The 26,346-nt window shown below is 63.8% G+C and carries 20 protein-coding genes; 9 read left to right on the top strand and 11 right to left on the bottom strand.

Translation table 11 applies throughout. The features are described from left to right. Positions 1–105: 105 nt before the first annotated feature. From AC59JP_RS14305 to AC59JP_RS14295, 3 genes are all read right to left on the bottom strand, one after another. On the bottom strand, positions 106–1,551 hold the full coding sequence (locus tag AC59JP_RS14305; protein WP_497326427.1) for a lipopolysaccharide biosynthesis protein: 1,446 nt from the start codon (positions 1,549–1,551) through the stop codon (positions 106–108). A gap of 74 nt (positions 1,552–1,625) precedes the next feature. Further along, a complete protein-coding gene (locus tag AC59JP_RS14300; RefSeq protein ID WP_497326507.1) occupies positions 1,626–3,062 on the bottom strand; it encodes a sugar transferase in 1,437 nt (478 codons plus the stop codon). 616 nt (positions 3,063–3,678) lie between these two features. Beyond that, positions 3,679–4,998: a UDP-glucose dehydrogenase family protein gene (locus AC59JP_RS14295; RefSeq protein WP_497326426.1), complete on the bottom strand. Its 1,320-nt coding sequence runs from the start codon at positions 4,996–4,998 to the stop codon at positions 3,679–3,681. Positions 4,999–5,625: 627 nt separating this feature from the next. Between AC59JP_RS14295 and AC59JP_RS14290 the strand changes: the two genes are divergently transcribed. Continuing rightward, complete coding sequence (locus AC59JP_RS14290) at positions 5,626–6,624, top strand: GDP-mannose 4,6-dehydratase (protein ID WP_497326425.1); 999 nt, start codon at positions 5,626–5,628, stop codon at positions 6,622–6,624. A 60-nt stretch (positions 6,625–6,684) separates the two neighbouring features. On the opposite strand, the gene AC59JP_RS14285 is transcribed toward AC59JP_RS14290, so the two are convergent. The 3 genes from AC59JP_RS14285 to AC59JP_RS14275 form a co-directional block, all read right to left on the bottom strand. After that, complete coding sequence (locus AC59JP_RS14285) at positions 6,685–8,226, bottom strand: sugar transferase (RefSeq protein WP_497326424.1); 1,542 nt, start codon at positions 8,224–8,226, stop codon at positions 6,685–6,687. Positions 8,227–8,384: 158 nt separating this feature from the next. Then, positions 8,385–9,428, bottom strand: a complete 1,044-nt coding sequence (locus tag AC59JP_RS14280; protein WP_497326423.1) for a beta-galactosidase — start codon at positions 9,426–9,428, stop codon at positions 8,385–8,387. Positions 9,429–9,507: 79 nt separating this feature from the next. Further along, positions 9,508–10,605, bottom strand: a complete 1,098-nt coding sequence (locus tag AC59JP_RS14275; RefSeq protein WP_497326422.1) for an endo-1,4-beta-xylanase — start codon at positions 10,603–10,605, stop codon at positions 9,508–9,510. Between the two features lie 238 nt (positions 10,606–10,843). On the opposite strand from AC59JP_RS14275, the gene AC59JP_RS14270 reads away from it, so the two are divergent. From AC59JP_RS14270 to AC59JP_RS14250, 5 genes are all read left to right on the top strand, one after another. After that, a complete protein-coding gene (locus AC59JP_RS14270; protein WP_497326421.1) occupies positions 10,844–12,016 on the top strand; it encodes a lipase family protein in 1,173 nt (390 codons plus the stop codon). 2 nt (positions 12,017–12,018) lie between these two features. Beyond that, a complete protein-coding gene (locus AC59JP_RS14265; protein WP_497326506.1) occupies positions 12,019–13,257 on the top strand; it encodes an alpha/beta hydrolase family protein in 1,239 nt (412 codons plus the stop codon). Positions 13,258–13,434: 177 nt separating this feature from the next. Beyond that, a complete protein-coding gene (locus tag AC59JP_RS14260; RefSeq protein ID WP_497326420.1) occupies positions 13,435–15,069 on the top strand; it encodes a tyrosine-protein kinase domain-containing protein in 1,635 nt (544 codons plus the stop codon). A 6-nt stretch (positions 15,070–15,075) separates the two neighbouring features. Continuing rightward, positions 15,076–17,115: an acyltransferase family protein gene (locus AC59JP_RS14255; RefSeq protein WP_497326419.1), complete on the top strand. Its 2,040-nt coding sequence runs from the start codon at positions 15,076–15,078 to the stop codon at positions 17,113–17,115. Next, positions 17,112–18,218, top strand: coding sequence for a glycosyltransferase family 4 protein (locus AC59JP_RS14250; RefSeq protein ID WP_497326418.1), 1,107 nt, complete (start codon positions 17,112–17,114; stop codon positions 18,216–18,218). The genes AC59JP_RS14255 and AC59JP_RS14250 overlap by 4 nt, the downstream gene beginning before the upstream one ends. Here AC59JP_RS14250 and AC59JP_RS14245 read toward each other — a convergent pair. Next, positions 18,197–18,649: an acyltransferase gene (locus AC59JP_RS14245; protein WP_497326417.1), complete on the bottom strand. Its 453-nt coding sequence runs from the start codon at positions 18,647–18,649 to the stop codon at positions 18,197–18,199. The two genes, AC59JP_RS14250 and AC59JP_RS14245, sit on opposite strands and share 22 nt — an antisense overlap. A 181-nt stretch (positions 18,650–18,830) precedes the next feature. On the opposite strand from AC59JP_RS14245, the gene AC59JP_RS14240 reads away from it, so the two are divergent. Both AC59JP_RS14240 and AC59JP_RS14235 read left to right on the top strand, forming a co-directional pair. Then, positions 18,831–20,018, top strand: coding sequence for an acyltransferase family protein (locus AC59JP_RS14240; protein WP_497326416.1), 1,188 nt, complete (start codon positions 18,831–18,833; stop codon positions 20,016–20,018). 4 nt (positions 20,019–20,022) lie between these two features. Continuing rightward, complete coding sequence (locus AC59JP_RS14235) at positions 20,023–20,508, top strand: acyltransferase (protein WP_497326415.1); 486 nt, start codon at positions 20,023–20,025, stop codon at positions 20,506–20,508. On the opposite strand, the gene AC59JP_RS14230 is transcribed toward AC59JP_RS14235, so the two are convergent. Both AC59JP_RS14230 and AC59JP_RS14225 read right to left on the bottom strand, forming a co-directional pair. Next, entirely contained in the window at positions 20,505–21,761 is a 1,257-nt protein-coding gene (locus AC59JP_RS14230; protein ID WP_497326414.1) for a lipopolysaccharide biosynthesis protein, read from the bottom strand. The genes AC59JP_RS14235 and AC59JP_RS14230 overlap by 4 nt on opposite strands. Further along, the gene (locus tag AC59JP_RS14225; RefSeq protein ID WP_497326413.1) at positions 21,758–22,864 is read right to left on the bottom strand and encodes a glycosyltransferase; all 1,107 of its coding nucleotides are present in this window, start codon (positions 22,862–22,864) and stop codon (positions 21,758–21,760) included. Before AC59JP_RS14225 ends, AC59JP_RS14230 begins: the two co-directional genes overlap by 4 nt. Positions 22,865–22,993: 129 nt before the next feature. Here AC59JP_RS14225 and AC59JP_RS14220 point away from each other — a divergent pair, with 129 nt between their 5' ends. Next, the gene (locus AC59JP_RS14220; protein WP_497326412.1) at positions 22,994–24,049 is read left to right on the top strand and encodes a glycosyltransferase family 4 protein; all 1,056 of its coding nucleotides are present in this window, start codon (positions 22,994–22,996) and stop codon (positions 24,047–24,049) included. Positions 24,050–24,053: 4 nt separating this feature from the next. Here the strand turns inward: AC59JP_RS14220 and AC59JP_RS14215 are convergent, their stop codons facing one another. Both AC59JP_RS14215 and AC59JP_RS14210 read right to left on the bottom strand, forming a co-directional pair. Beyond that, positions 24,054–25,145 carry an LCP family protein gene (locus tag AC59JP_RS14215; protein ID WP_497326411.1) on the bottom strand — a complete coding sequence of 364 codons (1,092 nt, stop codon included), beginning with the start codon at positions 25,143–25,145 and terminating at the stop codon, positions 24,054–24,056. Positions 25,146–25,161: 16 nt separating this feature from the next. Then, positions 25,162–26,337, bottom strand: a complete 1,176-nt coding sequence (locus tag AC59JP_RS14210; RefSeq protein ID WP_497326410.1) for a glycosyltransferase — start codon at positions 26,335–26,337, stop codon at positions 25,162–25,164. Positions 26,338–26,346 lie beyond the last annotated feature (9 nt).

The raw sequence follows: 26,346 nt of genomic DNA, 5'->3' as shown, positions 1-26,346 counted from the left end.
CGAACCCATCAATGAAGTCCGAGACCGCGGAGTACGAAGGTCTCGAGTCCGGACGAGGTCGAGCCACAAGGAGTCGCGAGCGGCTGGCTCGATTGCTATTCGCAATCATTTTATTCTCCGCAAAAAAAGGACCGAAGGCACGACCAGGACAAAAAAGGATGCCACAGCGGTCGCTGTAGGCGGGCCCACGGCTCCCAACCATCCCGCCCAAGTGAGCGAAACGGAGATAGAGGTCACTGCCATCAAAACCATCAACCACGACTGGAATCCGATCCCCTCCTCTCCCATCATTGACATACCGAGCGGGAGATTCGCAGCGCCGATCATGAGCAGTAAGCCAAATCCAAGGAAAACTGTTCCTGAGGGCTGAGCCATGCCTGCCGTGGCCCATCCGGCAACGGGCGGCCCCAGAACAAAGAGGACGCCGGCCCCAGCAGCTCCAACGGCTCCGAACATCGCACTGACCTTGTACACGACTTTGTTGTCCAAACTGCCAGTGGAAGCACGAGAAGTGCTGAAACGAGGCCAGAGGGACTGACCGGCAGCCTGAATTAGAGACAGCATCGGCAAGTACAACTGCGATGCGGCCGTAAAGACTGCCACCTGGTCAACTGTTGATCTGTGCGAAAGTACGAGTCTTCCAGTTTGAAAAGCGACCGGTAGAGCAATTCCGATTATTAGATTAAAAATGGCCAACTCGTTTAACTTGACGTCCGGCTTTGCCTGGCTCGCACGTCGTGGCTTTCCGTAGATTTCATTATTCTTGAGCGCAAGCCTTGCAAGCAACAATCCGAGAATCGCAAACAGCAACACGGTTGATTGCGGTATCGCTATTGCAGTCCAGAGCGGTGCCCCGAGATGTAAAAAGGCGATTATTGCGCACCCCGATATAATTCCAGCAAGGGACTGAAGAAGTACTACTAGCCAGTTCTTTTGAAGACCGAGAAGTATCCGATATCCGATAGCCGCGGGAATGGTGAGGCAGAATAACCCGACTGCGACAGCGCACGCCAAATTTACCTGGTCGCCTTCGAACGCGAGAAGCGTTGGCCACAGTTTGAACGCGAACAGCAGTATGTCGATCGCAAGCAGAGTTGAGGCGACGGCAATAAGGCGGAGCAGTATCTTGCGCAAGCTCGCGTCAACTAGCCGCTTCCCGTATTTCTCCCGTGAGGCCACCACCTCGACCGCTGCCCCACCCAATCCCATATCAGCAAAGGGGATAAGAAGCGGCACAGAAAGAACCAATCCGTACAAAGCGAGGCCATCCGGCCCATACGCCTGCGTCAGGTTGCGCGTCGCAAATAGGCCTATCAAAGCTGCGACCGGCAAACTTAACGCCTTGATGCCAGCCGCGCCGAACAGATCCCGCTTCCACGATGCCGAGCGGTTTCTATGCCCCAAGCCTTGGCTCAATTCAAGCGACTTTCCAGCTTGGCTGGCTTCACGAAGCGTCAAACGCTGCTGCCTAGAGGTGGCTGGCGATTGCGAAATGGCATTGGCCGAGGCGGTACTGCGCTCGGTGATGCCATTAGGGTGGCGAGCCTTCACGATTAATCCGCTCGTCGATTCTTTGCTCAATTTGCTGCCCTTACTTGCGCTGACAGCCTTACTTCTCGGGCGCGCTAATATGCCCCATCGCTGCCCACCACTGCCTTGGCTGTTTTCGCAACGATCAGCAAATCACCCACCATTGACCAGTTTTCCACATACGAGAGATCCAGGCGCACCGTCTCGTCCCACGACAGGTCCGAGCGTCCACTCACCTGCCACAATCCAGTTATGCCTGGCTTGACCAGCAACCGCCGGCGCACATCTCCGTCGTAGGTTTCCACTTCACGACGCAATGGCGGCCGCGGACCAACAACGCTCATCTCGCGACGCAGCACGTTGAAGAACTGCGGGAGCTCGTCGACGCTGAAGCGGCGCATCACCTTGCCTACCGGCGTCATACGGGGGTCGTCGCGGATCTTGAACAGCACGCCGCCGCCGCTCTCGTTCTGATCCATCAACGCCGATACCTGCTTGTCAGCGCCGTCGACCATGCTGCGGAACTTGATCATCTGGAACGGCTTTCCGTCGAGACCGATGCGTTCCGACTTGTAGAAGATCGGTCCACGACTCGTAGTCTTGACCGCGATCGCCGATGCGATCAGCACGGGCGAGACTGCCAGCAGCGCGAGAACGGCGAAGCAAAAGTCGAACGCCGTCTTGCCGAAGCGGGTGGCGCCGTTGTACTGCGGCTTCTCGACATGAATGAGAGGTAGGTCGGCGACGGGACGCATGATGAGCCGTGGGCCGGCAACGTCGACAACGCCGGGTGACACAACGAGATCTACGTTCAGCTTCTCGAGGTCCCACGCCAGCTTGCGCATTCCGTGTGCGCCGAGGTGCTCTGTGGCAGTGACGGCCACGGTGTCAGCGCCGGTTACCTCCAACGCGTCCAGGACGCAATTCTCGTCACCCAGGACAGGGACTACGTTGTCACCGACAGTGACGCTGTCGGAATCATGCGCCTCATAGCCGGGCAGGCAAATGCCCACGACGTTATACCCGGAGGCCGGGGACTTGGCGAACGAATGTGTGAGGGTGGTGGCGGACGTTCGGCTTCCCACTACGAGCACCGACGTCTGGAAGTCACCTCTGATGCGTCGGCGTGTGAGCACCCTGCGCCATCCCCACCGCGTCACCAGCAGGGACGCCAGGCCAAGCGGGAACGCAATGGCCAGATAACCGCGGGCCGGGTCGCCCTTGAACACCAAGGCAACGATCGCGAGTGCGCCGAAGAGCCTCAGCGTCGCTGACACGATGCGGCGGTACTCCTCCGCGCCGGTCCCGATCACTCGCGGGGATCGCGTGCGGAAGATCGCCAACGACGCGAGCCATGCGACGGCCAGGACCGTCGAGATGGCGGTGTACATCAGATCGAAATGACCGACGGTAACCGAGTACTGCGAATCGGCGCCCACACCGAATCTCGCCCACTGAGCAAGGGCCATGGAGATGACGACGGCGACCGTGTCGGTCACTCGCAGGTTCTTGACGTACTTCTGTTCCCAGATGTGTCTTGATTCGGGTTCCTGTACGGAACCGCGAGCTCGAGAGAGAACGAACGCCCGACGTGATCGCGCCGGGGGCGACTCCGAACGCAGCGCTGTCACGAACGATCACCCTTCCAATTGGTCGACCGCCACCCCCCTGGTGACGGTCCCACCCCCGACGGTGGGGAACGATTAAAATATCTCATGTTTGCCGCACGGGTGCGCGGTGCGTGCGCCTCGTCACAACCCGCAAAACAAGCTGTTGGCTTAAAACTCGCAGGTAGATCGGCATATCGTTTGGGCGCATGTCGTCCGATCGGACGACAGCATCGATCTCGGCCTTCACTTGTCTGTCGAATAGTCGTCGACCGCCGTTACAGGATTGCCGAAATAAGATGAAACGACGCCATTAAGAAGCAGTCGAGCGAGCACGTTGAGCGCTTGACCAGCGTAAAGTGTCCAGCCAAGCGGTGACCATCGATTGAGAACGATAAGTTTGTTACGACGGTGTGAATTACATCGAACGGCGAGGTGAGATTTCTCCGGAATGTAATCGAATTCTAAACTAGTGTGCTTCAATTCGGTCAGATTCGTTCATGCGACGTACTAGTGGAGACTCTTACGCAGTTACACCGACTCAGGGTCGTCCAAGGCCGCGATAATTCCACCCAGCGTCACGCCATGTTTTCGGGTCGAGGCAATTGCGACCGTCGATAATCGTCTTCGATCTCACAACGTCCGCGAGGTCCGACGGTGACAACTCACGAAACTCTTTCCACTCTGTCAGGACCAACACGGCGTCTGCGCCGTCGCACGCTTCCAGCGCCGAGGCGCTGTATCCGAGAGTGGGAAACAGCGCACGCGAGTTATCCATGGCCTTCGGGTCGTACACGTTCACCGCGGCGCCCTGCAGCTGGATCTGGCCAGCCACGTTAAGTGCCGGCGAATCACGAACGTCGTCGGAGTCCGGCTTGAAGGCCGAGCCCAGCACTGCCACCCGCGCTCCCAACAGCGTCCCGCAGGCCTCGCGCGCCAACTCCACCATGCGGGTGCGTCGCCGCATGTTGATGTTGTCGACCTCACGCAGGAATGTCAGCGCCTGGTCGGCCCCGAGCTCGCCGGCACGAGCCATGAACGCCCGGATGTCCTTGGGCAGGCATCCGCCACCGAAGCCGATGCCCGCATTGAGAAAGCGTCGACCGATACGCGCGTCGTGGCCGATAGCGTCGGCCAGGACGGTCACATCGGCACCGGATGCCTCGCACACCTCGGCGATGGCGTTGATGAACGAGATCTTGGTGGCGAGGAAGGCGTTGGCCGACGCCTTGACCAGCTCGGCGGTCGCGAGGTCGGTGACCAGGAACGGAATCTCCTCGTCGAGCAGCTGCGCGTACACCTCTCGAGCCAACGCTTCCGCACGGCCGGGACGTACGCGGTCGACACCGAGCACCAGACGATCGGGGTGCAAGGTGTCCTTGACGGCGAATCCCTCGCGAAGGAACTCCGGGTTCCACGCGACCTCGACCGCATCCCCTGCCGGCGACAGCTCCCGAGCCATCGCGCCCAAGCGTTCCGCGGTGCCGACCGGCACGGTCGACTTACCGAAGATCACGGCCGGGCCGGTGAGCAACGGGGCCAGAGTGGAGACCACCGCGTCGACATACTTCATGTCGGCGGCGAACTCCCCCTTCTTCTGCGGTGTACCCACGCCGAGAAAGTGAACCTCCGCGAACTGCGCCGCCTCCTCGTAGGAGGAGGTGAAACGTAAGCGACCGGCCGCAATGTTGCGCTGCAGAACTTCCTCGAGACCCGGCTCCCAGAACGGGACCTCACCGGCTTCGAGCTTGGCCAGCTTCGCCGGGTCCACGTCGACACCGAGAACCTCGTGACCGAGCTCGGCCATGCACGCGGCGTGCGTGGCACCGAGATATCCGGTTCCGAAAACGGTGATGCGCATGTACTTACCCCCAACAGTGGCGACAGCATGTGCCGCGCGTCGAATGCGGTCAGACTACGTCGAACCGGACAACCTTTCGACCCATGACGAACCGGTCACACATGGTTCGCCAGATGGATCACCGACCGTGACTCACCAAAAAACCCCGCAACTCGAGACGCACTGGCGCGCAGACAAAATGGTCGAGACGACAGAGATGACGACGCCGTGAACACAGAGGCAACTGTCGGCAAGTTTGTTATCCGCCTGGCTGGACGCAATTGGAACTCCACCGTCAGGGTGACCGTCGACGTCACGACCGCCTGCCCCCTGGTTTTCGTTCGTCCGTCGCGCTGACCGCAGCGATTTATGCGTGGCGATTGTTTGTCCCCCATACATTGGACGGACGGCCCGTTTTTGGCAACGTAATCGAATGCACGCTCAGATGAACTTTCAATTACCAAAAGAGAATGGTCGACCGCTGTCCGTGTCACGCATACCCATACTCACTCAACAGGGCGTTTTGGTCATTCTGTGCCATTATTGATTCGAGAAAAAAGTAAACAAACCCAGAGTTCAGATAATGCGGTTAAACCCTGTAGCCGCGCTCGGGTTCGTTTGTTCGACACCATTCGAAGGTGGATCTCCATGGCGCACGAATCGGGTAGCGACACCCCCACGGTCCTGATCACCGGCGTCGGCGGCCAGGACGGCACGTACCTCGCCGAAAAGCTCCTCGACATGGACTGGACCGTCTGGGGAACGCGCCAGCCGGGATCCCACACGAAGCACAACCCCGATCTGCCGGCCACCGTCAAGATCATCGAAGCCGACCTCTCCGAATCCAAGACGGCTCAAGAAGTCATCTGCGAGGTCCGCCCCCACTACGTGATGCACCTGGCGGCGTTGTCGTCGGTCGCGCAATCGTGGGAACGACCCCTCGAGACAGCTCAGGTCAACGGTCTGGCTGCCATCGCCCTCATGGAGGAGTGCCTTGCGCTCACCAAGAGCGGCGAACGGAAGGTGCGATTCGTCAACGCATCCAGCGCCGAGATCTACGCCGGGTCCGGCGAAGTGCCGCAGACCGAGATCTCGCCGATCGTGCCGATCTCGCCCTACGGCTCGGCAAAAGCGTTCTCTCACAACATGGTCGGGTCGTACCGCTCACGCGGACTGTCGGCCAGCAACGCGGTTCTCTACAACCACGACTCTCCGCGTCGACCCATGTCCTTCGTGACCCGCAAGATCACCGCGGGCGTCGCGCAGATCGCGGCCGGCAAGATGGACACCCTCTCGTTGGGCAACCTCGACTCGATGCGCGACTGGGGGTGGGCGCCGGACTACGTCGACGCGATGACCCGCATCGCCCTGGCGGACGAGCCGGACGACTTCGTGATCGCCACCGGTGAAGCACACACGGTCCGCAACTTCGTGAAAGCGGCCTTCGTCGCGGCCGGTGTTCCCAACTGGTCCGATCACATCGTGATCGACCCTCGCTTCAACCGGCCCACCGACTCGGGAATCCTCCTCGGCAACGCCAAGAAGGCGCGACGCGTGTTGGGCTGGGAGCCGACGAAGACGTTCCACGACGTGGTGAAGGCCATGGTCGAACACGACATGCAATTGGTTGCGAGCGGCGCCGCCTGATCGGCGCTGCCGGCGCTGCAGTAGTCCCTATTTCGGTAGGCCTGTTTCAGAAGCTCTGTCTCAGTAGGCCCCGTCGCTGCCCAGCACCGCACGCAGCGTCTTGAACACGATCAGCATGTCGCCGGTCATCGACCAGTTCTCGACGTACGACAGATCGAGCCGCACCGTCTCCTCCCACGAAAGGTCGGAGCGGCCGCTCACCTGCCACAGCCCGGTGACGCCCGGCTTCACGAGCAGCCGGCGCCGCACGTCGCCGTCGTAGGTCTCCACCTCGCGACGCAGGGGCGGGCGCGGACCCACGATGGACATCTCACGCCTCAGCACGTTCACGAACTGCGGCAGCTCGTCGATACTCAAGCGCCGCATGATCTTTCCGATCTTGGTGATCCGGGGGTCGTCGCGCATCTTGAACAGCACTCCCCCGTCGCTCTCGTTGTGCGCGAGGAGAGTCGCCACCTGCTTGTCGGCGTCGACGACCATGCTGCGGAACTTGATCATCTGGAAGGGTTTGCCGTCCAACCCCATTCGCTCGGACCGATACAGCACCGGACCCTTGCTGGTGAGTTTGATGGTCACAGCCACCGCGACGAGCACAGGCGAGATCAGTAGCAGCGCCGTCACGGCGAACACCAAGTCGAAGAAGGTCTTGCCGAACCGCGATGCGCCGTTGTACTGCGGCTTCTCGACGTGAATCAACGGGAGGCCGGCCACGGGCCGCATGTGCAGACGCGGCCCGGCGACGTCGACCACACCGGGGGCGACGACGAGGTCGACGTTCTTCTTCTCCAGATCCCAGATCATCTTGCGAAGACCTTGGTGGCCCATGTGATCCGTCGCGGTGACGGCCACCGTGTCGGCACCCGATTCCTCGATCGCGGTCAACACGTCGTGCTCGGAGCCGTACACGGGGATGTCGAACCCGTCGACGGTCAAGGCGCCGTCGTGGGCCCGGTTCACCGCGTCCACCTGATACTCCGGAAGGCACATTCCGACGACGGCGTAACCACAGCTCGGATCCCGAGTGAAGCTGCGCGCCATCGACATTGCCGAACTTCGGCTGCCGACGATGATCACCGACGTCTGATACCGGCCGTGACTGCGGGCGAGTGTGATGTGCCGGCGCCACAGCCAGCGTGACGTTATCAGCGCTACCAGACCGGCCGGGAACGCGATAGCGAGGTACCCGCGCGCAATGTCGAGCCTCAGCACCAGAGCAAGGATCGCAATGACACCGAAGAGTTGAAAGGTGGCGGAGATGATGCGGCGGTATTCCTCCGCACCGGTACTGACGACTCGGGGTGAGCGCGTACGAAAAATGGAGAGGAAGACGATCCACAGCGCGGCGAGGCCGAACGAAAGAATGGTGTAGCTGGCCGATGTCAGGGCCACGTCCACGTCGGCTGCTCCGAAGCGAACGAAGTGCGCCGTCGCGACAGCACCGATCACGACAACGACATCGGAGAGGCGCAGCCTGTCGACGTAGCCCTGTTCCCAGTCGCGGCGCGACGACGTACGGCGCACCCGTCGCGGTCGTCCCGAGGGCGCGATGTCCGTGGCCACCGGCACCGAGCGTCCCGCTGCCGAAGAATCAATGGTTGCCATCGCCTGTGAACCCTTCACGTCGCTCGTATTGCGTGCAGGCGACGATGTCTGCAATTGCTGAACAGACCCTAGCGCGATTTCCGGCCGGCCGTATCCGAGATGGAATGCACTGAGCTCACTGTTTCAAAGAGTTCACGCGGCGGTAAGAATATGTCGAATCAATTGAGCGACAAAAGCTGTCCGAATGCCGGTTTCGGCGAGAAATCCTTGCGGATCAACCCGTAATTGTCCTCTGGGGCAGCCGCATCGGTTCCGCGGTCGCGAATGGCGTGAATGAAGATGGGGCCGGTGTACGGCAACGCTCTGGACGCTTCGACACCGCTCGCCACGATCTGCGCCTGCCGCTCGTCGCTCACGCCGGCGGTGCCGGTGGGAGCGCCGTATTCGGTGATCCACACCTTCTTTGCGCCGTCGCCGTTGGCGTCCATCGTGGCGTGCACGTCGGCCACCGCGTTCCAATAGCCACGGGTGTCCTCGGCCACGGTGTCCGGCCAGGTGTACGGGTGCACGGCCAGCGCATCGAGGAACGCGCCGCCGCCCAGCGCGTAGAGCTGATCGGTGAAGGTCTTCGGCGCGATGGAGCAGAACCCGTCGCGTCGATTGGCGAGGCCACCGCTGGTCACCACCGCATTCGGTTGCACCCGATGAATGGCGGTGTACGCCGAGCGCAGCAATCCGAAGTACACCGGAACGCTGGGACACGGAGCGAAGAAGCCCGGATGGTTCGGCTCGTTCCAGATCTCCCAGTGCGTGATGGACGAGCTGTAGCGCGCCGCTGCGAGTTCGGCGAAGCGCCCGAACAATTCGAGGTCGAGCGGCGGACCCTGCCCCACCGACACCGGGGGCCGCGACCACCCGGGCGCGTAGCCGATCAGGCCCAGCACCGTCAGCCCACGGGCGCGGGCCTGGTTCACCACATTGTCCACGCGCGACCAGTCGTACTGTCCCGGACGGGGTTCCACCGTCTTCCAGGTGATGTCCAGCCGCAGCCACGACGCGCCGGCGTTCACCATGGCGTCGAGTTCACCGGCGAGATCGCCGTCGGACAGCTCCACCATCGAGGCGCCGCTCGAGAATCCGACGTCTGCGGGGGTGGCATGTGCCCGCGGCGAGGATCCCAACGAGACGGCCACCACGGTGGCCACGATCATCAAGGCCAGAGCCAGAGTCAGCCTACGTAGCGAAGTGCGTAGTGCGATCACGCGAAAAGGTCCCTTGCCGTCGATGTTTCGACGAGTATTTCAGACCATTCCGACATCGGCGAATCGAAAAGCGCGCGATTCAGTTTCCGCCCGACTGCACGTAATTCTCGACCGCGTCGTAGCCCGCCTTCGGGGTGAAGTCGTGATTCAGCACACCGAAATTCTGTTCCGTCTTCGACGGGTCCGTTCCCGAGTCACGCAGCGAGTACAGGAACACCGGACCCAGGTACGGGACGGTGGCCGTGAGGGTGAGGAACGACGTCAGAATGGCGGCCTGCTGAGCGTCGGAGACGTTCTGGGTCGCCGTGCCCGTGGGGGCGCCGTACTCGGTGATCCATATCTTCTTGCCGGCGTCGCCGTTGGCGCTCATCACCTCGTACGCGTCCTCGACGTTGGCCCATGTCTTGTTGGCCGCGTCGGTGGGAAGGTACGGGTACGTGTACGGATGCAGCGAGATGCCGTCCATGTACGGACCGGCGCCGGCGTTGTACAGCGACGTGAGAAATGTGATCGGTGAACGCGACACGGCACTGAGGTTGTTGGCGTTGGCCAATCCCGGGCCCAAGACCGTCGCTTCCGGAACCGTCGATTTGATCGCCGTGTACGTCGCTTTCTGAATTTCCGCGAAAGAAATGGCGTCGACCCCGGGGAAATAGAAGAACCACAGATTGGGCTCGTTCCATACCTCCCACGTCCCGACCCGACCCCGATAGCGCTCGGCGGCGATGCGGGCGAAGTTTGCGAACGCGTTCGGATCCGCCGGGCGGCCCTCGAAACCCGCCCACTGGCGATACCGCGCCCAGCCCGGTGTGTAGGTGACCAGTCCGAGGACTGTCATGTTTCGCGCCGTCGCAAAGTTCACGAGTCGATCCGTTGCCGCCCAGTCGAATTGGCCCTGCCTCGGCTCGATCATCGACCAGCTCGTGATCATCCGAACCCACGATGCTCCCGCGGCCTTCATCGCGTCCAGTTCGCGGCCCAGATCGGCGTCGGACTGGTAGAGGAGCTGGGGGCCCTCCGCGAACCCGAGGCGATCCAACTGCGTCGCGGCGACCGGTTCGACGAGGGGCTGCTCCGGTTGCACCGGTACCGACGTCAGCGCAGCCGTCATCGCTACCGCCAATGCAGCGCCGAGCAGCCCGCGAGTCCACCCCGAAAAGCGAGGACGAGTTTTCATGAAATCACCGATCTTGCATTCATCAGGTTTCACGAAATACCTGTTCGAGCCATTTCTACACCACGTTTGCCATTCTCGGTGACAAAGTGCCAAACCTTCTTCTTCCTGATTGCGAAAACCGACCGAAGGTCTGCAAATTGCCGAAAGCACCACGGCACCTTAGGGTTCGAAAAGTCCGCGTCGACTGTCCGATCGTCGACTCCACGGTGGTTTGAACCTTGCGAAAGGTGACGAGAACTTGTTTCGAGGCGCAAGAATCGCCATCCTGGCGTGCTCCTTCGCCATTTGCGCATCGGCCTGCACGGATTCGTCGAACGCCCCGTCGAGCCGGCCCGAACCCGCTCGCGCACCCGGGCAGGTGGAGAGCAGTGAACGCCTCTTCACCACCGAACCGACCCTCGCCAGGACGCAGGCGGCACTGACCCGCCTCGTCTACACCTCCACTTCCGGTGTCGACGGATCACTCACCCGGGTGTCCGGCGTCGTCGCCGTTCCGCCCGGCGCACCGCCAGAGGGCGGGTGGCCCGTCATCTCCTTCGCTCACGGCACCACCGGTGTCGAACCCGACTGCGGGCCGTCGGTGCACCCCGATCTCTACGGGAGCGCCACCACCATCGCCACACTGGTCTCGCGGGGATACGTTGTCGCCGCCACCGATTATCAAGGTCTCGGCGTCGGATCGGGGCACCCGTACCTCGAGCCGATCACCGCGGGCTACAACGTGATCGACGCCGTTCGAGCCGCCCGCACACTGGTCCCGAACACCCGCCCCGAGTGGGTCGCCTACGGTGGGTCCCAAGGCGGACAGGCGGCCTGGGCAGCGGCCGAGCAGGCACCCACCTACGCGCCCGACATTCCCCTCGTCGGGTCCGTGGCCACCTCGCCGGCGCTCGATCTCGAAGGAATGGCGGACGCCGCCGTAGACGGGACGCCGACCACCCGGCAGATCGCGGTTCTTCCGCTGGCCCTCACCGGCATGGTCAACGTGCACCCGGAGCGACGTATCGAGGACTACATGCGCAATGCAGAGCAGAATTTGGCCGGCACTCTGATCTGCGCCAGCGACGGAACCGCCGAACGCGACGCCACATTGCAGCGCGTGACACCCACCGATTTCGTGCCCGCCACCACCGACGCGGCGGCCTCGCTCCGGCGGTGGTTCCGCGACACCGCACTGCCGAAAGCCGCCACGACGGTACCGATCCTCGTTCTCTACGGCGGCAAAGACGATCTGGTACTACCGAATTGGGTGGAGACAGCAGTGAACAGAGCATGCGGCCTGGGTGACCTCGTCGACTCCCGGCTACAACCCGACAGCAAACACCGAGTGGACACCACCCCGATCGGTGACTGGGTCGCCGACCGGTTCGCGGGCGTGCCCGCCACGAGCACCTGCGGAGACGACCAGTGAGTATGAGGCGCGCCCCGTCGCGCACATCCCGATTCCGGCCGCGCACCGTCCTGCTGGCGCTGGCCGCGGTCGTCGTCGCCTTCGTGGTGATCGCGTTCGCCGCGAAACTTCTGAAAGGAACCGAGCCCGACATCTACGCCACCGGCGCACTTGCCGTTCCGCCTGTCGGCGACGACCGCGGCACGGTGGTCACGTCCGCCGACATCGACACCTCCGACGAAGACCTGGCCCGATCATCGAAGTCCATTCGTACCGTCACGTACCGATCCGTCTCGGGCGTCACCGGTCAGTTGACGGAGGTGACCGGAACGATCGCGGTGCCCAACCGCAACGTTCCCGAAGGCGGGTGGCCCATCGTCTCGCTCGCCCACGGAACATCGGGGATTCTGCCCGAGTGCGGGCCCACCACCTCGACCGCTCTGCGCGGTGTCGCACCGTCCATGTCGGCGCTCCTCAAGCTCGGATTCGTCGTTGCCGCAACGGATTACCAGGGGCTCGGGCCGGGACAACCCTCCGACCACCCGTATCTCGAGCCCACCACCGCCGCGAACAACGTCATCGACATCGTGCGCACCGCGCGCTACACCGTTCCCGACACGTCCACCCGCTGGGCCGCCGTCGGCGGATCGCAAGGCGGACACGCAGCCTGGGCCGCCAACGAAGCAGCAGCGACGTACGGAGCGGGGCTCGACCTGGTCGGAACCGTCGCCCTGTCCCCCGCCGCGAACGTCACCGACTACGTCACCGCGGCGTCGACCGGGAAGCTGACCGGTCAGCAGAAGCAGGTCTATCCCATGCTCGTTGCGGGAGTGCACAACGCCGACCCGACGATCGAGGTCGGCAACTACCTGCACGACACCCTCGAAAAAGGTCTGTCGACCATGCTCGAATGCGTCGGTCAGAACCAACAGAGCAAGGATCTGCTCGTCAACGCTGCCCCGCAGACGTCGTTCGCGCCGTCCACACCTGCCGACGCCGACGCCCTGCGAGCCGTGCTCGAGCGCTACGCACTACCGCGCGGTCCGGCCGCATCCCCGATGCTGGTCGTCTACGGCGATGCCGACATGACCGTGATCCCGTCGTCCACCGAGCAGGCGATCACCGCCGCGTGCGCACTCGGAGACCTGATCGAAATCCAGGTTCAGGCCGGCAAGGGCCACGCCGTCGACCCCACACCCTTCGTCGCATTCCTGAAGGACCGATTTGCCGGTACCGACCCGAAGAACGACTGCTCCGCCTGAAATCGGTAAATGGTTTGATTCGACTGTTCCTATCGGGGACCGAATCGGCCGATCACGGAATTCGCTCGTGAAAACATCACTCGCGCTGCGATTTACGCTGCCGACGAAAGACAAACGTCACACACAGTTTCCTTGCTGACCGGGCGGATATCCCGATCTATTTCTATACTTCCATTTGTGGACATCACCGATTACTTGAAGGCCCTCGCGTCACGCTGGTGGGTCATCGTGGCAACCCTGCTCATCGGGCTGGGTGGTGGGTACTTCGCGTACACCACCGTGGACCCGACCTATTCGGCGACGTCCCAATTGTTCGTCACCGCCACGGGAAGCGGCTCCGTGGCCGACGCGTATCAGGGCACGGTGCTGTCTTCCCAGCGCGCTGCGGCCTACACCTCGCTGGTCAGCGGCCAGCAGGTGCTCAGCCGCACAGCCGCGCAGCTCGGGGACGAAAGCCCGGACGACCTCGTCGGCAGCGTCGCAGCCACCAATACCCTGAATTCCCCGGTCATTTCGATCGCCGTGGTGGCGGACAATGCCCAGACGGCTCAAGATCTGGCCAACGCGGTTGCCGCGAACTCCATTGCCTACATCGCCGAGGTCGACGCACCCGAGGCCGGTCGGCCCGCGGTGGTCAAGGTGGAACAGACCGAAATTGCCGCGCTTCCAGCGGCACCCGTCGGCCCCGACCTGCTGCGGTTCCTTTTGCTGGGCGCCGGCGGCGGCCTGGTGGTCGGCATCGCGGTGGCCATGCTCTGGACACGCCTGAGCAACAAGGTCACCGAGAAGTCCACCGCATCAACACTTCTGGACGTCCCCACACTCGGTGAGATTCCGAAGGATCGCGCGCTCAAGAAGGACTCGATCGCCGAGTTCACCATCGGACATTCCAGAGCAGCGGAGTCGTTCCGCAAACTGCGCACCTCGTTGGCGCACGTCGACTTCGACAATCCCCCGCGCGCAGTGCTTTTCACCAGCGCCAAAGCCGGTGACGGCAAGACCACCGTGGTACTCAACCTCGCTCAGGCCCTGGCCGAAGCAGGCGAGAGCGTCGTGGCAATCGAAGCCGATCTTCGTCGGCCGTCGTTCGCGAAGATCATCGACCTCCACGCACGGGCCGGTCTCGGTGACATCCTCGACGGATCGGCGCGCGCCGACGATGCGATCGAGTACCCCGGTGATGCCGGAGTGGCCATCATCTCCGCAGGAACGTTGGCGCCCAACCCCAGTGAGCTCCTCGGCTCGGCCGCGATGACCGAACTGATCGACGAACTGCGACAAAGGTTCACCTACGTCCTCATCGACTCGCCGCCGGCGCTCCCCGTCACCGACGCTTCGGTGATCTCACCGCTGGTGGACGGCGTTGTCGTCGTCGCGGCGCTGCGTTCGTCCAACGCATCCAGCCTGGAGAACGTCACCAAGCTGCTGCGCACTGTGCACGCCAACGTGATCGGCTCGGTTCTGACCTTCGTCAAGACGTCGAGCGTTCTCGAAAGCACCTACTACGCAGTCGAAGCCGAGCCGAGGAAGCGAGGTTCTCGCAAGCCCGCCGACCGCCGGGCTGTCGAGACGAAGGCTGCCGAGACCAGAGCTGCCGAGCCGGAGGCGGTCGAACACGACGCCGTGACCGAAGCGGTTGCCCGAGTCCAGGAACCGCCGGCTCACCCGCGGGTCCCCGTCACGCCCGCCGCTCCGGTGCGGCCGGTACCGGCTCCGCTCCGCAACGGCCGACACAGCGTCCCGGCGAACGACGACGACGGCGTCGACGCAGGCGCGGTCGGTTCGCGGCGCTCGGACCTGTTCGGTAAGTGACGTTCGGTGGCTCGAATTCGCCACCGCAGTGACATCCACCGCAGTGACATCCACCGCAGTGACATTCAGGGCCTGCGGGCCCTCGCTGCCGGACTGGTGGTCACCTACCACGCCGGACTGAGTCCGCTACCCGGATCGTTCGTCGGGGTGGACGCGTTCTTCGTCATCTCCGGATTCCTCATCACCGGGATGCTCCTGTCGGAGATCGGCCGCACCGGAACCATTTCGCTCACGAACTTCTACGCGCGGCGGCTTCGACGGTTGTTGCCCGCAGCGTTGTTCGTGCTTCTCGTGACGCTCGTCGCCGCCAAACTTCTGCTTCCGCCGCTCACGCTCACCGAGATAACCCGCGACGTCATGTTCTCCGCGGTTCACCTCGGGAACTTCTGGTTCGCCTACAACGGCACCGACTACCTCGCCGACCCCACACCCTCTCTGGTGCAGCACTACTGGTCACTCGGGGTCGAGGAACAGTTCTACCTCGTGTGGCCTCTGTTCCTTCTGCTCGTCGCCCGTGTATCGCGCGGCCGTGTCCGACGCACCGCGCTGTGGGTCGGCGGCGTGGCGGCGGTGTCGCTGGCCCTGTCGGTCGTGGTCACGGATTTCTCCCGTGGGTTGGCGTTCTTTCTGCTCCCGACGAGGGCATGGGAGCTTGCTGCCGGCGCCCTGCTGGCGCTTGCGGTACCGCTGATCGCACGACTGCCTGCCGCGGTGTTGGCCACCGTCAGCTGGGCCGGCCTGATCGGCATTGTCGTCTCCGCCACCGTCATCACCGACCGTCTTCCCTTCCCCGGGTGGATTGCGCTGGCCCCGGTGTTGTCCACCTGCGCCATGATCGCCGGCAACGACACCAGATTCGGCGTACGAATGCTGTTCGCGCTTCCCCCGTTCCAGTTCATCGGCAAGATCTCGTACTCGCTGTATCTGTGGCATTGGCCGCTGTTCCTGATTCCGGCACTGCTCCTCCCGCAGGAGCTCGGCCTGGCGCAGAAGCTGGGTCTGGCCGTCATCGCAGTCGCCCTGTCCTGGTTGACGTGGCGATTCATCGAGGAAACCGTGCGCAGCGCACCGGTCGTCTCGGCGCGGGCGCGGCGCAGTTACGCCATGGCCGCCTCGATGACCGCAATTGTCCTCGTGGCCGGCTTCGCGGTCGGGCGAATCCCCGCGCTCTACACGGATTCGGTTGCCCCGGAGGCGAACATGGTGCTGGCGTCCACCGGCGCGGAGTTCCCACCCTCCGTCCCGAGCAACCTCCAGCCCACCCTGCTCGATGCGCGCAAGGACCTCCCCCGCATCTACGAGGACCGCTGTGAGGCGGCGCCTGCCGACACCACGCCCATCGCCTGCGACTACGGCGACACCACATCGAATCGCACCGTCGTGCTGTTCGGTGATTCCCATGCATCACAATGGTTTCCGGCCATGGAACAGTACGCGGCCTCACGGTCGACGAAGCTGGTCACGATGACCAAGTCCGCGTGTCCGCCGGTGGACATCGAGATGTACAGCACCCTGCTCCAACGGCCCTTCACCGAGTGCGACCAGTGGCGGGCAGCTGCGCTGGACCAGATCGAGCGTATGAATCCCGATCTCGTTGTGATGAGTGCCTATTCGACCGTCTACTCCTCGGTGTGGCAGGGCACCGGAGACTATGCGGACGCGTGGTCCACCGGACTGACGCGCGTTCTCGACGCACTGCCGTCCACCTCGTCGACCATGGTTCTGGGCGACACCCCGCACTGGGACACCGCTCCCGCCGTGTGCCTGTCGGCGAACCTCGACAGCCCCGACCGGTGCGCCAAACCGGTCGGTGATGTCACCGACAGTGCACTCGGTGACGTCGAGAAACACGCTGCAGCGTCGGCGGGCGCCACCTACGTCGACGGGTCGCAGTGGCTGTGCCGATCGACCTGCTACCCCATGGTCGGAGACATCCTGATCTATCGCGACGAACATCACCTCAGTGCCCATGCGGCCGCTGCTCTCACCCCACTGCTGGGAGCCGAGCTCGACCGCCTCACGCCCACAGCGAGACCCGCGTCGTGACCTCGCCGCAGCGGTGGATCTTTGCCGACCACACGTCGGCACCGGGCGGCGGAGAGCTGGCCCTCGTGCGGTACCTGCAGGCCAGTCGTCTGGACATCGTGGAGCTGCTCGCGCTCGAGGACGGCGACGTGTGGATTCCGTTGCGCGAGAGCGGCGTCCCTGTGACCGTCGTCTCCTCGACTGGTTCTGTGGGCACTCTCCTGGCACTGCGCGGGTTCGTCCGCCGCCACCCGGACGCGGTGTTCGTGGCCAACACCATGCGCATGGCGCTGCTGTTGGCCATCGTGCGCACGCGCCGAACCAGGATCGTCTACTGGGTGCGCGACGGCTTGACCGACACCTACATGTCGCGCGCCAAACAGCTGCTGACCCGCTACGGAACCGTACCCAGAATGGCGGCGGCCCTGGCCAATTCGCAGTGGACGGCCGACACCGTGACCGCCCTGGACCCGGCGCTGCCGACACGGGTCGTCCCGAGCCCCAGCGGTATCGACAGCAACCGGCGAGCCATGGAACCGCGCACCCTCCCCGACTCCGGTCCCGTCCCGGTCGCCTTCGTCGCCCGCATCTCGGAGTGGAAGGGCCCACACATCGCGATCGCGGCGGTCGACGAGGTCAATCGCCGGGCCGGCCGAGAGCGGGTGCGGCTGACGATGGCAGGCGGAACACTGTTCGGCGAGAACGAGTTCCGGGAGCGATTCCTCGCGATGGTGGACGCCTCCCCGTCGACCGAGTACCTCGGCCACACCGACGACGTTGCCGGCCTGTTCGACTCCAGCGCGATCATGCTGCACTGCTCCCTCACGCCGGAACCGTTCGGACAGGTGGTGGTGCAGGCGCTCGACGCCGGACTGGTGGTGATCGCCACACGCGGCGGCGGACCGAGCGAGATCATCACCTCGGGTTCGAACGGTCTTCTGGTGGAGCCGGGCGATCCCGCCGCTGTGGCCGACGCGCTCGAGCGGGTGCTCGACGACCCCGACGGCTACACCGTGATGTCGGGAAGGGCACGCGAGCGGGCGGCCGACTTCTCCGACGCCGTCCTCGTGGAGAAGTTGGATCGCGCCCTGTGCGAGTTGAGTCAGATCCAGAATCGCCGGTAAGGACGCAGACCTTCCTGCGCTCCCTCGGCCCGGTAGCGCAACAGCTGTGCCGGGTTGCCTGCGTACACACCATTGGCTTCGAGTCGGCCGTGCGCAACGGATTTCGCGCCGAGTACCACTCCGTCCTCGAGTACGGAGCCGGGTGCCACCGAGCATCCGGTGGCCAACCACACACGGTTGCCGATGACGGTTTTCTTGCTGGTGCCCTCGAAGGTCGGGCTGTCCGGATCGTGGCCGACGGTGAAAATACTGACGTACGGCGCCATGTCGACCTTGCTGCCGATCTCGATTCCGCCGCGCGCGTCCAGGTGCGCGTGATGGCCGATGTTGACGACGTCACCGGTGGTGAGACCACCGAGATCCAACACGCGGATGTGGCGGCCGACGACCACATCGTTCCCGATGTTCCACCGCAGCAGGGTGCGAGCCAATAGATTACGAAATCGTGAACTCGGAACACGAAGCAGAACATTCGCGAATTCGATGCGGCTGTCGACCGCAAAATCACGTAGTGACCGCGGCGTGGGTCTGATTCCCATGCACAGACAGTAGCCGAAAGTGGGGCGGCTCTCTCGCCGCGCAATATCGACAAGTCGCTCTTATTATTGGCCAATGAGTAATCGCGAATCGGCCCCCGCGAAAGCGGCCGTCACCGCTGCTCCGCAAAGCCGAATGCAAGCGCTCGACGGATTACGCGGATTCGCGACAATTCTGGTGCTGCTCGGCCACGCGGCCATTTCCATGGGATGGCCCGTGCTCGCCGGAGCCGTTCTGTTCCAGGGATACCGCGCTCTGGTCATCTTCTTCGCACTGAGCGGGTTTCTGATCACCTCGCTCATGGTGCGCGAGCTCAACAGGACCGGGCGCATCGCGCTCGGTGCCTTCTACTACCGCCGGGCCATGCGGCTCATACCCGCGTTCGCCGTGTTCCTGATCATCATTGCCATCCTCGCAGCCAACGTCTCGTACATCAGCGTCTCGTTACGCCAATGGCTGTCGGCCGCGTTCTTCATCAACAACTACGTCTCCGGCGAGGCCAACGCGTGGTGGGTCGGACACTCCTGGTCCCTCGCTATCGAGGTGCAGTTTCTGCTGATCTGGCCGCTGATCCTGTACTTCTTCGGGCCGAAGATCGGGCTCCGGGTGGCCGCGGTCGCCATCGTGCTGGGACCGATCGTGCGCGTCGGGCAGTACCTGCTGTTCGAGTCGCTGCGCGGAAACATCACGATCACCTTCCACACCCGCGTCGACTCCTTCCTGATCGGTGGCGCGTTCGCGCTTCTGCTCAACGACGAGCGCTTCCGCGAACACATGGTGCGCTGGTGTCTGCGCCTCGCCATTCCGGCGACGGCGTTCATCGTGCTGGTCGAGCCGTACCTGGCCGGCTTCTTCGCACTCCACTACTACTTCCCCATCGGCTACACGATGGACGGCGTCGCCAGCGGAATCATCATCGTGGCGTGCTTGAACGGGTCGAAATACGTCATCAAATTCTTCTCGTTCAAAGCGTTCACCTTCGTCGGCATCAATTCGTACAGCACCTACTTGTTTCAGCAACTGTTCATCAATCATTTCGGACCGCCGCCTTGGAACAACGGTCTCCTCGGAATTGCTCTCAGCGTCTTGGCGGGTTATCTCGGATATCAACTGGTGGAGAAACCGTTCCTCAAGTTCTCGACCCGAAAGAAAGCGGCCAAACAGTCCCCACCCCCGCTTCCGGGTCCAGCCGTGCCGGGCGACAAGACGGCTGACGTGAATGATCCTGCCGTGTCTGGTCCAGCCATGACGAAGCAGGACTGAACCGATGGGTTTTGCTCGTCGCTTCTGGCTCAACAGTGTTGTTTCGAACGCCATCTGGAGCACCCGCGTACGTAGCGTGCTGTGCCGTCTCGGTGGAGTCGAGTGCCGCGCAGTCGCGTTCTACCCCGGTGTCTCGTTCTACGGTGATGCAAAGGTCAACATCGGGCGTACCGCGGTGATCAACTCCGGCTGCACGTTCGACGCCACAGGTCCCATCACCATGGGTCCCGGGTCCGGACTCGCGTACAACGTCACCCTGCTGACCTCGACCCACGAAATCGGTTCTGCCGACAAGCGATACGGCCCGGTGGTGGTCGGCCGCGTCGACATCGGAGCCGGGGCCTGGGTGGGTGCCAACGTGACCGTCTTTCCGAACGTCACGATCGGCGCCGGGTCTGTCGTCGCCGCCGGTTCACTGGTCACGAAGGACGTCCCGCCGAACACACTCGTGATGGGCGCTCCCGCCAAAGTGGTTCGTACGCTGGACTAGTCGGTAACCCCGCTTGCCACCGTCTCCTCGTGCGGGGTCCGCCGCTCGTCCCGACGCGTCGCCAGCGAGATGGCGAGGCACCGCACGATGGCGCACGCCATGGTGACCACCGCCGCCTCGAAGCCCGTCAGCCCGCCGTGGCCGAGCACGACGAGACCCACCGCCATCACCGCGGCCGTGACCCACGACGGTCCGATCAGAATGTGCGGCCGACCGATCCCGGCGAAGTACGAAATGTCGACGTAGTAGCGGTCGTTGAAAATCTGCGCGATCACCAGCACGACGATGATCGACTCGAGACCGCGGAAGTCCGGCCCGAAGAGCACCCCGATCAAAGGTGCGGCCACCACGGTGACCACCAGACCCGCTGCTGCGCTGAGGATCACCGCTCGTCGACGCATGGAGCGGTGGAGAGCACGCCGGTCACCCGACGCATTTCGGGTCTCGGGGTACATCATCATTCCGACGGCCAGCGAGAGCGGGTTGGACACCGACACCACGGTGACCGCCACGGCGTAACGGCCCAATTCGGACGGCGTCGACAGCACCACCATGACGAGCTGGTCCATGCGCGCAGTCACAGCGTCGGAAGCGGCGGACATCCACCGCGGAAATGCGTAGGCGATCAACGCGCCGTACACGTTCGACCGTATCGACCCCGCGGTCCGGGTCAGCAGAACGACGCTGCCGCCGACGATGTAGACGACCATCGACCCCAGATACGTGAGCACTGCATGCGGAGCGGTCAGCAAACCCACTGCGGCCAAGACGATCACACACACGCTGGGACCGGCGAGCGGAACGATCCGGAGGATGTTCCAGGCCCTGACCCGAGACTCCGCGTAGAGGATCTCCTGGCCGCACAGGCCGAGTCCGACGAACGGGAGCGTGATCGCCGCGGCGCGCAGGCCGTCGGTGACGAACCCCGGGTAGTCACCGGAGACGGACGGCGCGACGATCCACAACACCACCCCCGCAAGGCCGCCCAGCATCACGGACGTGAGTGCAGCCTGCGTGACGACGGGCGTCCGGGTGTGAGTGGACATGTATCCGCCGGCGTTGGGAACCCCGAGGAACACCAGCCAGGACAACACCGTCAACACGATCATGACCGCGGTGATGGATCCGCGACCGTCGGCGCCGAGCGTACGAGCGATCAGGATTCCACTGATCAGTCCCAGTCCCGTGGTGGACAACTGAACACCGGCGGTGCCGATGATCTTGCGGTACTTGCCCAGGCTCGCAACCTTCACGTGACCGGCTCACGCGTATCGAGCCGAAGTACATCGGCCCAGGCTTCGCCGGTGACGGACCACGAGATGGTGGCCTCCGCCCATCGGGCGGCAGCGGCGCCCTGCCGCGCTCGCAGGTCGCGATCGGACGCCAAAGCGACCACTGCATCGGCGAATCCACGTGAGTCGCCGGCGAGAACGAGAGCGTCGCCGTACCACGACGGGGTGGTGTCGTGACCCCTCGTCGACACCGTCGGAACGCCGGCGATGAGGCAGTTTGCCACCGTCGATCGTCGGCCCGAGGCACCGTCCTTGAACGGGAGCACGGCGATGTCCGCCGACAGGATCTCCTCGATCACCTCGGTCTCGGCGCGGTATCCCAGGGGCACGGCCCGTGGATCGGGAGCCGCCGCCGTCCCGACGATCCGCATCTCGTAGGCGATTCCGCGCGCATCGAGGGCGTCCATCGCCTCGACGATCATCGAGAAGTCACGCGACGGGTGCTTGGACCCGAAGTGCAACAGCCGCAACGCCGGACGTTCGGGCGGTAGCTCTGCCCGCGCGGACAGGTTGTGCATGGTGGGCGAGACGGGAACGACCGCGATACGGCGGCGCACCCAGGGCACCAACACGGAGAGCCGGTGCGCGCGGGTGAAGATGGTGACCACCGACGTCGGCGACGTGCTGGCGATCAGCATCACCAGTATCGCCTGCGGCACTGCGAGCACGCGATGGCGGAAAGTCACTACGGCAGAGCTCATTTCGTGGAACACGGTGGTGACGGGCGCCACGTGGCGCTGCAGCATCGCGACCAGCAGCGGGATCGACAGCGGTAGGCCCTGACGGTGATACATGTGCGGCACGTAATGGAAGACGACGTCGTCGGGTTCGAGCGCCCGCGCGGTCTCGACCATCCGCGCGTACCCCGACCGACTCCAGTCCTCGTGTTCGACGATGTCCGCACCGGCGAACGTGGCGGCCCGCCCGGGCCACGGAGCGCAGAGCACGGTGACGTGGCACTGCGGCCACCGCTTGGCCGTCTCCTCGATCCAGCGCGCGCAGTAGTCACCCACACCGCCCGGCTCCGGCGGGAATTCGCGGGTGACGACGAGAACACGCTTCACATTCCCGGCCTTTCCTTCTTTTGCCGCGCAGACGAATTCAGTGAATACTACAAGTGCCGCTTGGCATTTGCTTGTCGGCAATCGTTGCCGGATGAGCACATTCACCGAGAGGCTGCCGTGCACGTACACATGACCGGGTCCGAATGGTTCGATTCGCGGCCGGGAGGTTTGAACCGATACTTCGAATCCTTGTTCTCGGCTCTGCGTGACGACGAAACGGGACCTGTGACCGCTTCCGCGTTCGGCGATCCACCCCGCGGCGGTACCTCGTGGGGACCGGTCGGCACGTCGCTGGCGACCCGTGTACTCGCGTCGCGCGTGCACCCGCCCGTTAGCGGCACCTCGTTGATCGACAGCCACTTCGCGCTGTACGGGCATTCGCGAGCGACCCTGGAGAGGCACACGAATCGCATCACACATTTTCACGGACCCTGGGCGGCCGAAAGTGTGCTGGCGGGCTCGCAGGACATGCGCACGCGGGCGAAATTACTTCTCGAGAAGTCGATCTATGCACGGTCGGATGCCTTCGTCGTTCTCTGCCAACGGTTCAAGGACGTGCTCGTCGACGACTACGGGGTCGACGCCGACGTCGTCGAGATCGTTCCCGGCGGGGTCGATCTCGACCGCTTCGCTTTCGCCGAGGCCGGGACGGGTGACCCGGTCGTGGTGTGCGCGCGGCGCCTCGAACGCCGCATGGGCATCGACGTGTTGCTTCGGGCGTGGCCGGAGATCCTGCGCTCTCAACCCGACGCACGACTGATCATCGTGGGACAGGGCACCTACGAGCGGGAGTTGCGCGCTCTCGCAACGAGTTTGTCGCTGGGTGAGTCGGTCGTCTTCGAAGGTCGGGTGTCCGACGATCGGCTCGAGGAGCTGTATCGCATGGCCACGGTCACTGCGGTTCCCAGCCTCGCACTGGAGGGTTTCGGCCTGATTGCGCTCGAATCGCTCGCGACCGGTCGCCCGCCTGTGGTCACCGACTGCGGCGGCCTGCCGGACACGGTGGTGGGACTCGACCCGTCGCTCGTCGTTCCGGTCGGTGATGCCGATGCTCTGGCCGCGCGCATCGTCGACGTGTTGAACGGGATCGGGCCCACCGCCAAGGAATGCCGCGTGCACGCGGAGACGTTCGCCTGGGACCGCATCGCGGCCCGCCATCGAGAGCTCTACACGTCCCTCTTCTGAGCGGTCAGAAGGGGGTTGCCGGCAGCCGCGCGAACTCGGAGACGCGATCGCGCAGCGTCCCGCCGGCCATGTAGCGCCAGAGGGTGGTGCGTGCGGTGTCGTCGAGATAGAGAACGCTGGCACCGCCCTCCGTTCCCGATCCACCCACCGGTGCCCGGAGGAACGAGACGTCCGACGGCCCCAGCCCGCGCTGAGCGACAGCAAGTTTCGCGAGATCGAGATTGCTCAACGTGTCGTCGACGCTCACCGCCTTCGTGAGGTACTTCACGACGCGGTCGACCTGACGGGGCTTCTGGACCGGATTCAGCTGCCGAATCTTGGTGGCCAGCGCGCGAAGGTAGTTCTGCTGACGCAGAATTCGGTCGAGATCCCCGTCGGGGAGCCCGACGCGCTGGCGCACGTACGCCAATGCGGCCAGACCCGTGAGGAAGTTTCGTCCCTGATAGAAGGTGACCCCCTCGTTCTGGGTCTCCCGAGCAACGTCCACGAATACGCCGCCCAGCGAATCCGTGACCGCGACGAAACCGAAGAAGTCGATGACCGCGAAGTGGTCGACCCGCACTCGGGTGAGAGCCTCGACGGTCTGCACCAGCAGCGTCGGGCCGCCGAATGCGTACGCCGCGTTGATCTTGTCGTTGCCGCGGCCGGGAATGGGCACCCAGGAGTCACGGGGTATGGACACGACTTCGGCGGTGCGGCCGTCACTGTGCAACTGCACCAACATGATCAGATCCGACCGGGCGTCGCTCGCCTCCTCGGTGGCGTCCGTTCCCGTCGTCGGGCCGGTGGTCCGGGCGTCGGACCCCACCACCAAGAAATTGGTGGCACCCGGAGACGGCGCGGGACGAGATCCCTCGTCGAGTCCGTCGAAAACCCCCGGAATACGGTCTACTTCGTCGAAATACCGCTCGAAGACGACCACGAAGGTCGCCACGATTCCGATGACCGCGACCAGCGCCAGCACACTCGAAGCGATGATCGTGCGTTTGACGATGCGCTTGCGACGGTGTCGCCCGCGCTCGGCACGGCGCATGGTGACGCCGGTTCTGCGTGATGGTGGTACCAACCCCGACGGCGTTGTCCGAGTGACGGTCATGGTGTCCGATCGATTTTCACGCCGGTACAGTGCCTATCTGTTTCGTACCGACCTGGTGTGTGTTGATGGTTCCCAGCAAATCGTCGATGGTCTCGTTCAACGTCGTCGCGAACGTGCTTTCGCCGAACTGCTGGACGTGCTCGACGATGCGCTCCGGATCCCAGGTCATCTGCTCGAATCGGTCGAGCGCGGCCGAAATGGCCTGTGGCTCGGGCTTGTCGAAGTAGATCCCGGTGACATCCTCGTCGATGGTGTCGAGGAAGCCGCCCCAGCGCAGCACGATGCTCGGCTTGCCGTGGACCCCCGCCTCGAGCGGCGTCAACCCGTAGTCCTCGTAGCTGGCGGCGATCAGACCGGTGGTGTGCCGATAGAGCCACGTCATCTGACCGTCGGTGAGATCGCTCAGCATGAGCACGTTGTCCAGCCCCAGCGACGCCAGGCCGTCCTTCTCCGGACCGCGGCCCACCACGATGAGTCTGCGGGTCGACCCCTCGACGGCCCTCATCACCTTGTCCACGTTCTTGTACGGCAGCAGGCGCGACACACAGAGGTAGAAGTCGTTGTCCTGCAACCACTCCGCGACCTCGGGAATATCCTCGGTATGGGCGTCCCGATCGAGGGTGAACGGGGCGGGGACGACCGTGGAGTCGATGTCGTACGTCGCGGTGATGCGATCGCGAACTGCGGTCGAGATTGCCAGATAGCGATCGGCGGAGCGCGCAGCCCTGCGGTCCCACCGGCGCAGAGAGGGCGTCATCATCGACAACAGGAGTCGGGTCATTCGTCCGCTGGACTGACCGAGATATACCTCGGTCTGATACAGCCACCGCGCCGGTGAATAGCAGTAGACCAACTTCTTTCCGGTGGTCGAAAACCCGTGCGCCCAACCGCTGGAGCTGGTGAGAACGACGTCGGCGTCGATCTCGGTCATGGTCGAGGCATACGGAAGCAAGGGCAGCGCGAATCGATGATTCGAACGCAGGAGACCGACGTTGTTGAGCCGTGACACCCGCACGTCGAGGTCGGCGAATTCGGGATACGTGGCCTCTGCGTCGTACAACGTGGTGTAGATCGGGGCGTCGGGAAATGCCCGCGCCATGGCGAGAACAACCTTTTCTGCTCCACCCCGCTGCGTGAGGTAGTCGTGCGCAATCGCTACTCGCGGTCGAGGTTCCACAACACTTTCGGTCACTGATCCACC

The sequence above is a fragment of the Rhodococcus sp. 320_ES genome (assembly GCF_059691855.1).
This window is presented reverse-complemented; position numbering and strand designations above follow the sequence as displayed.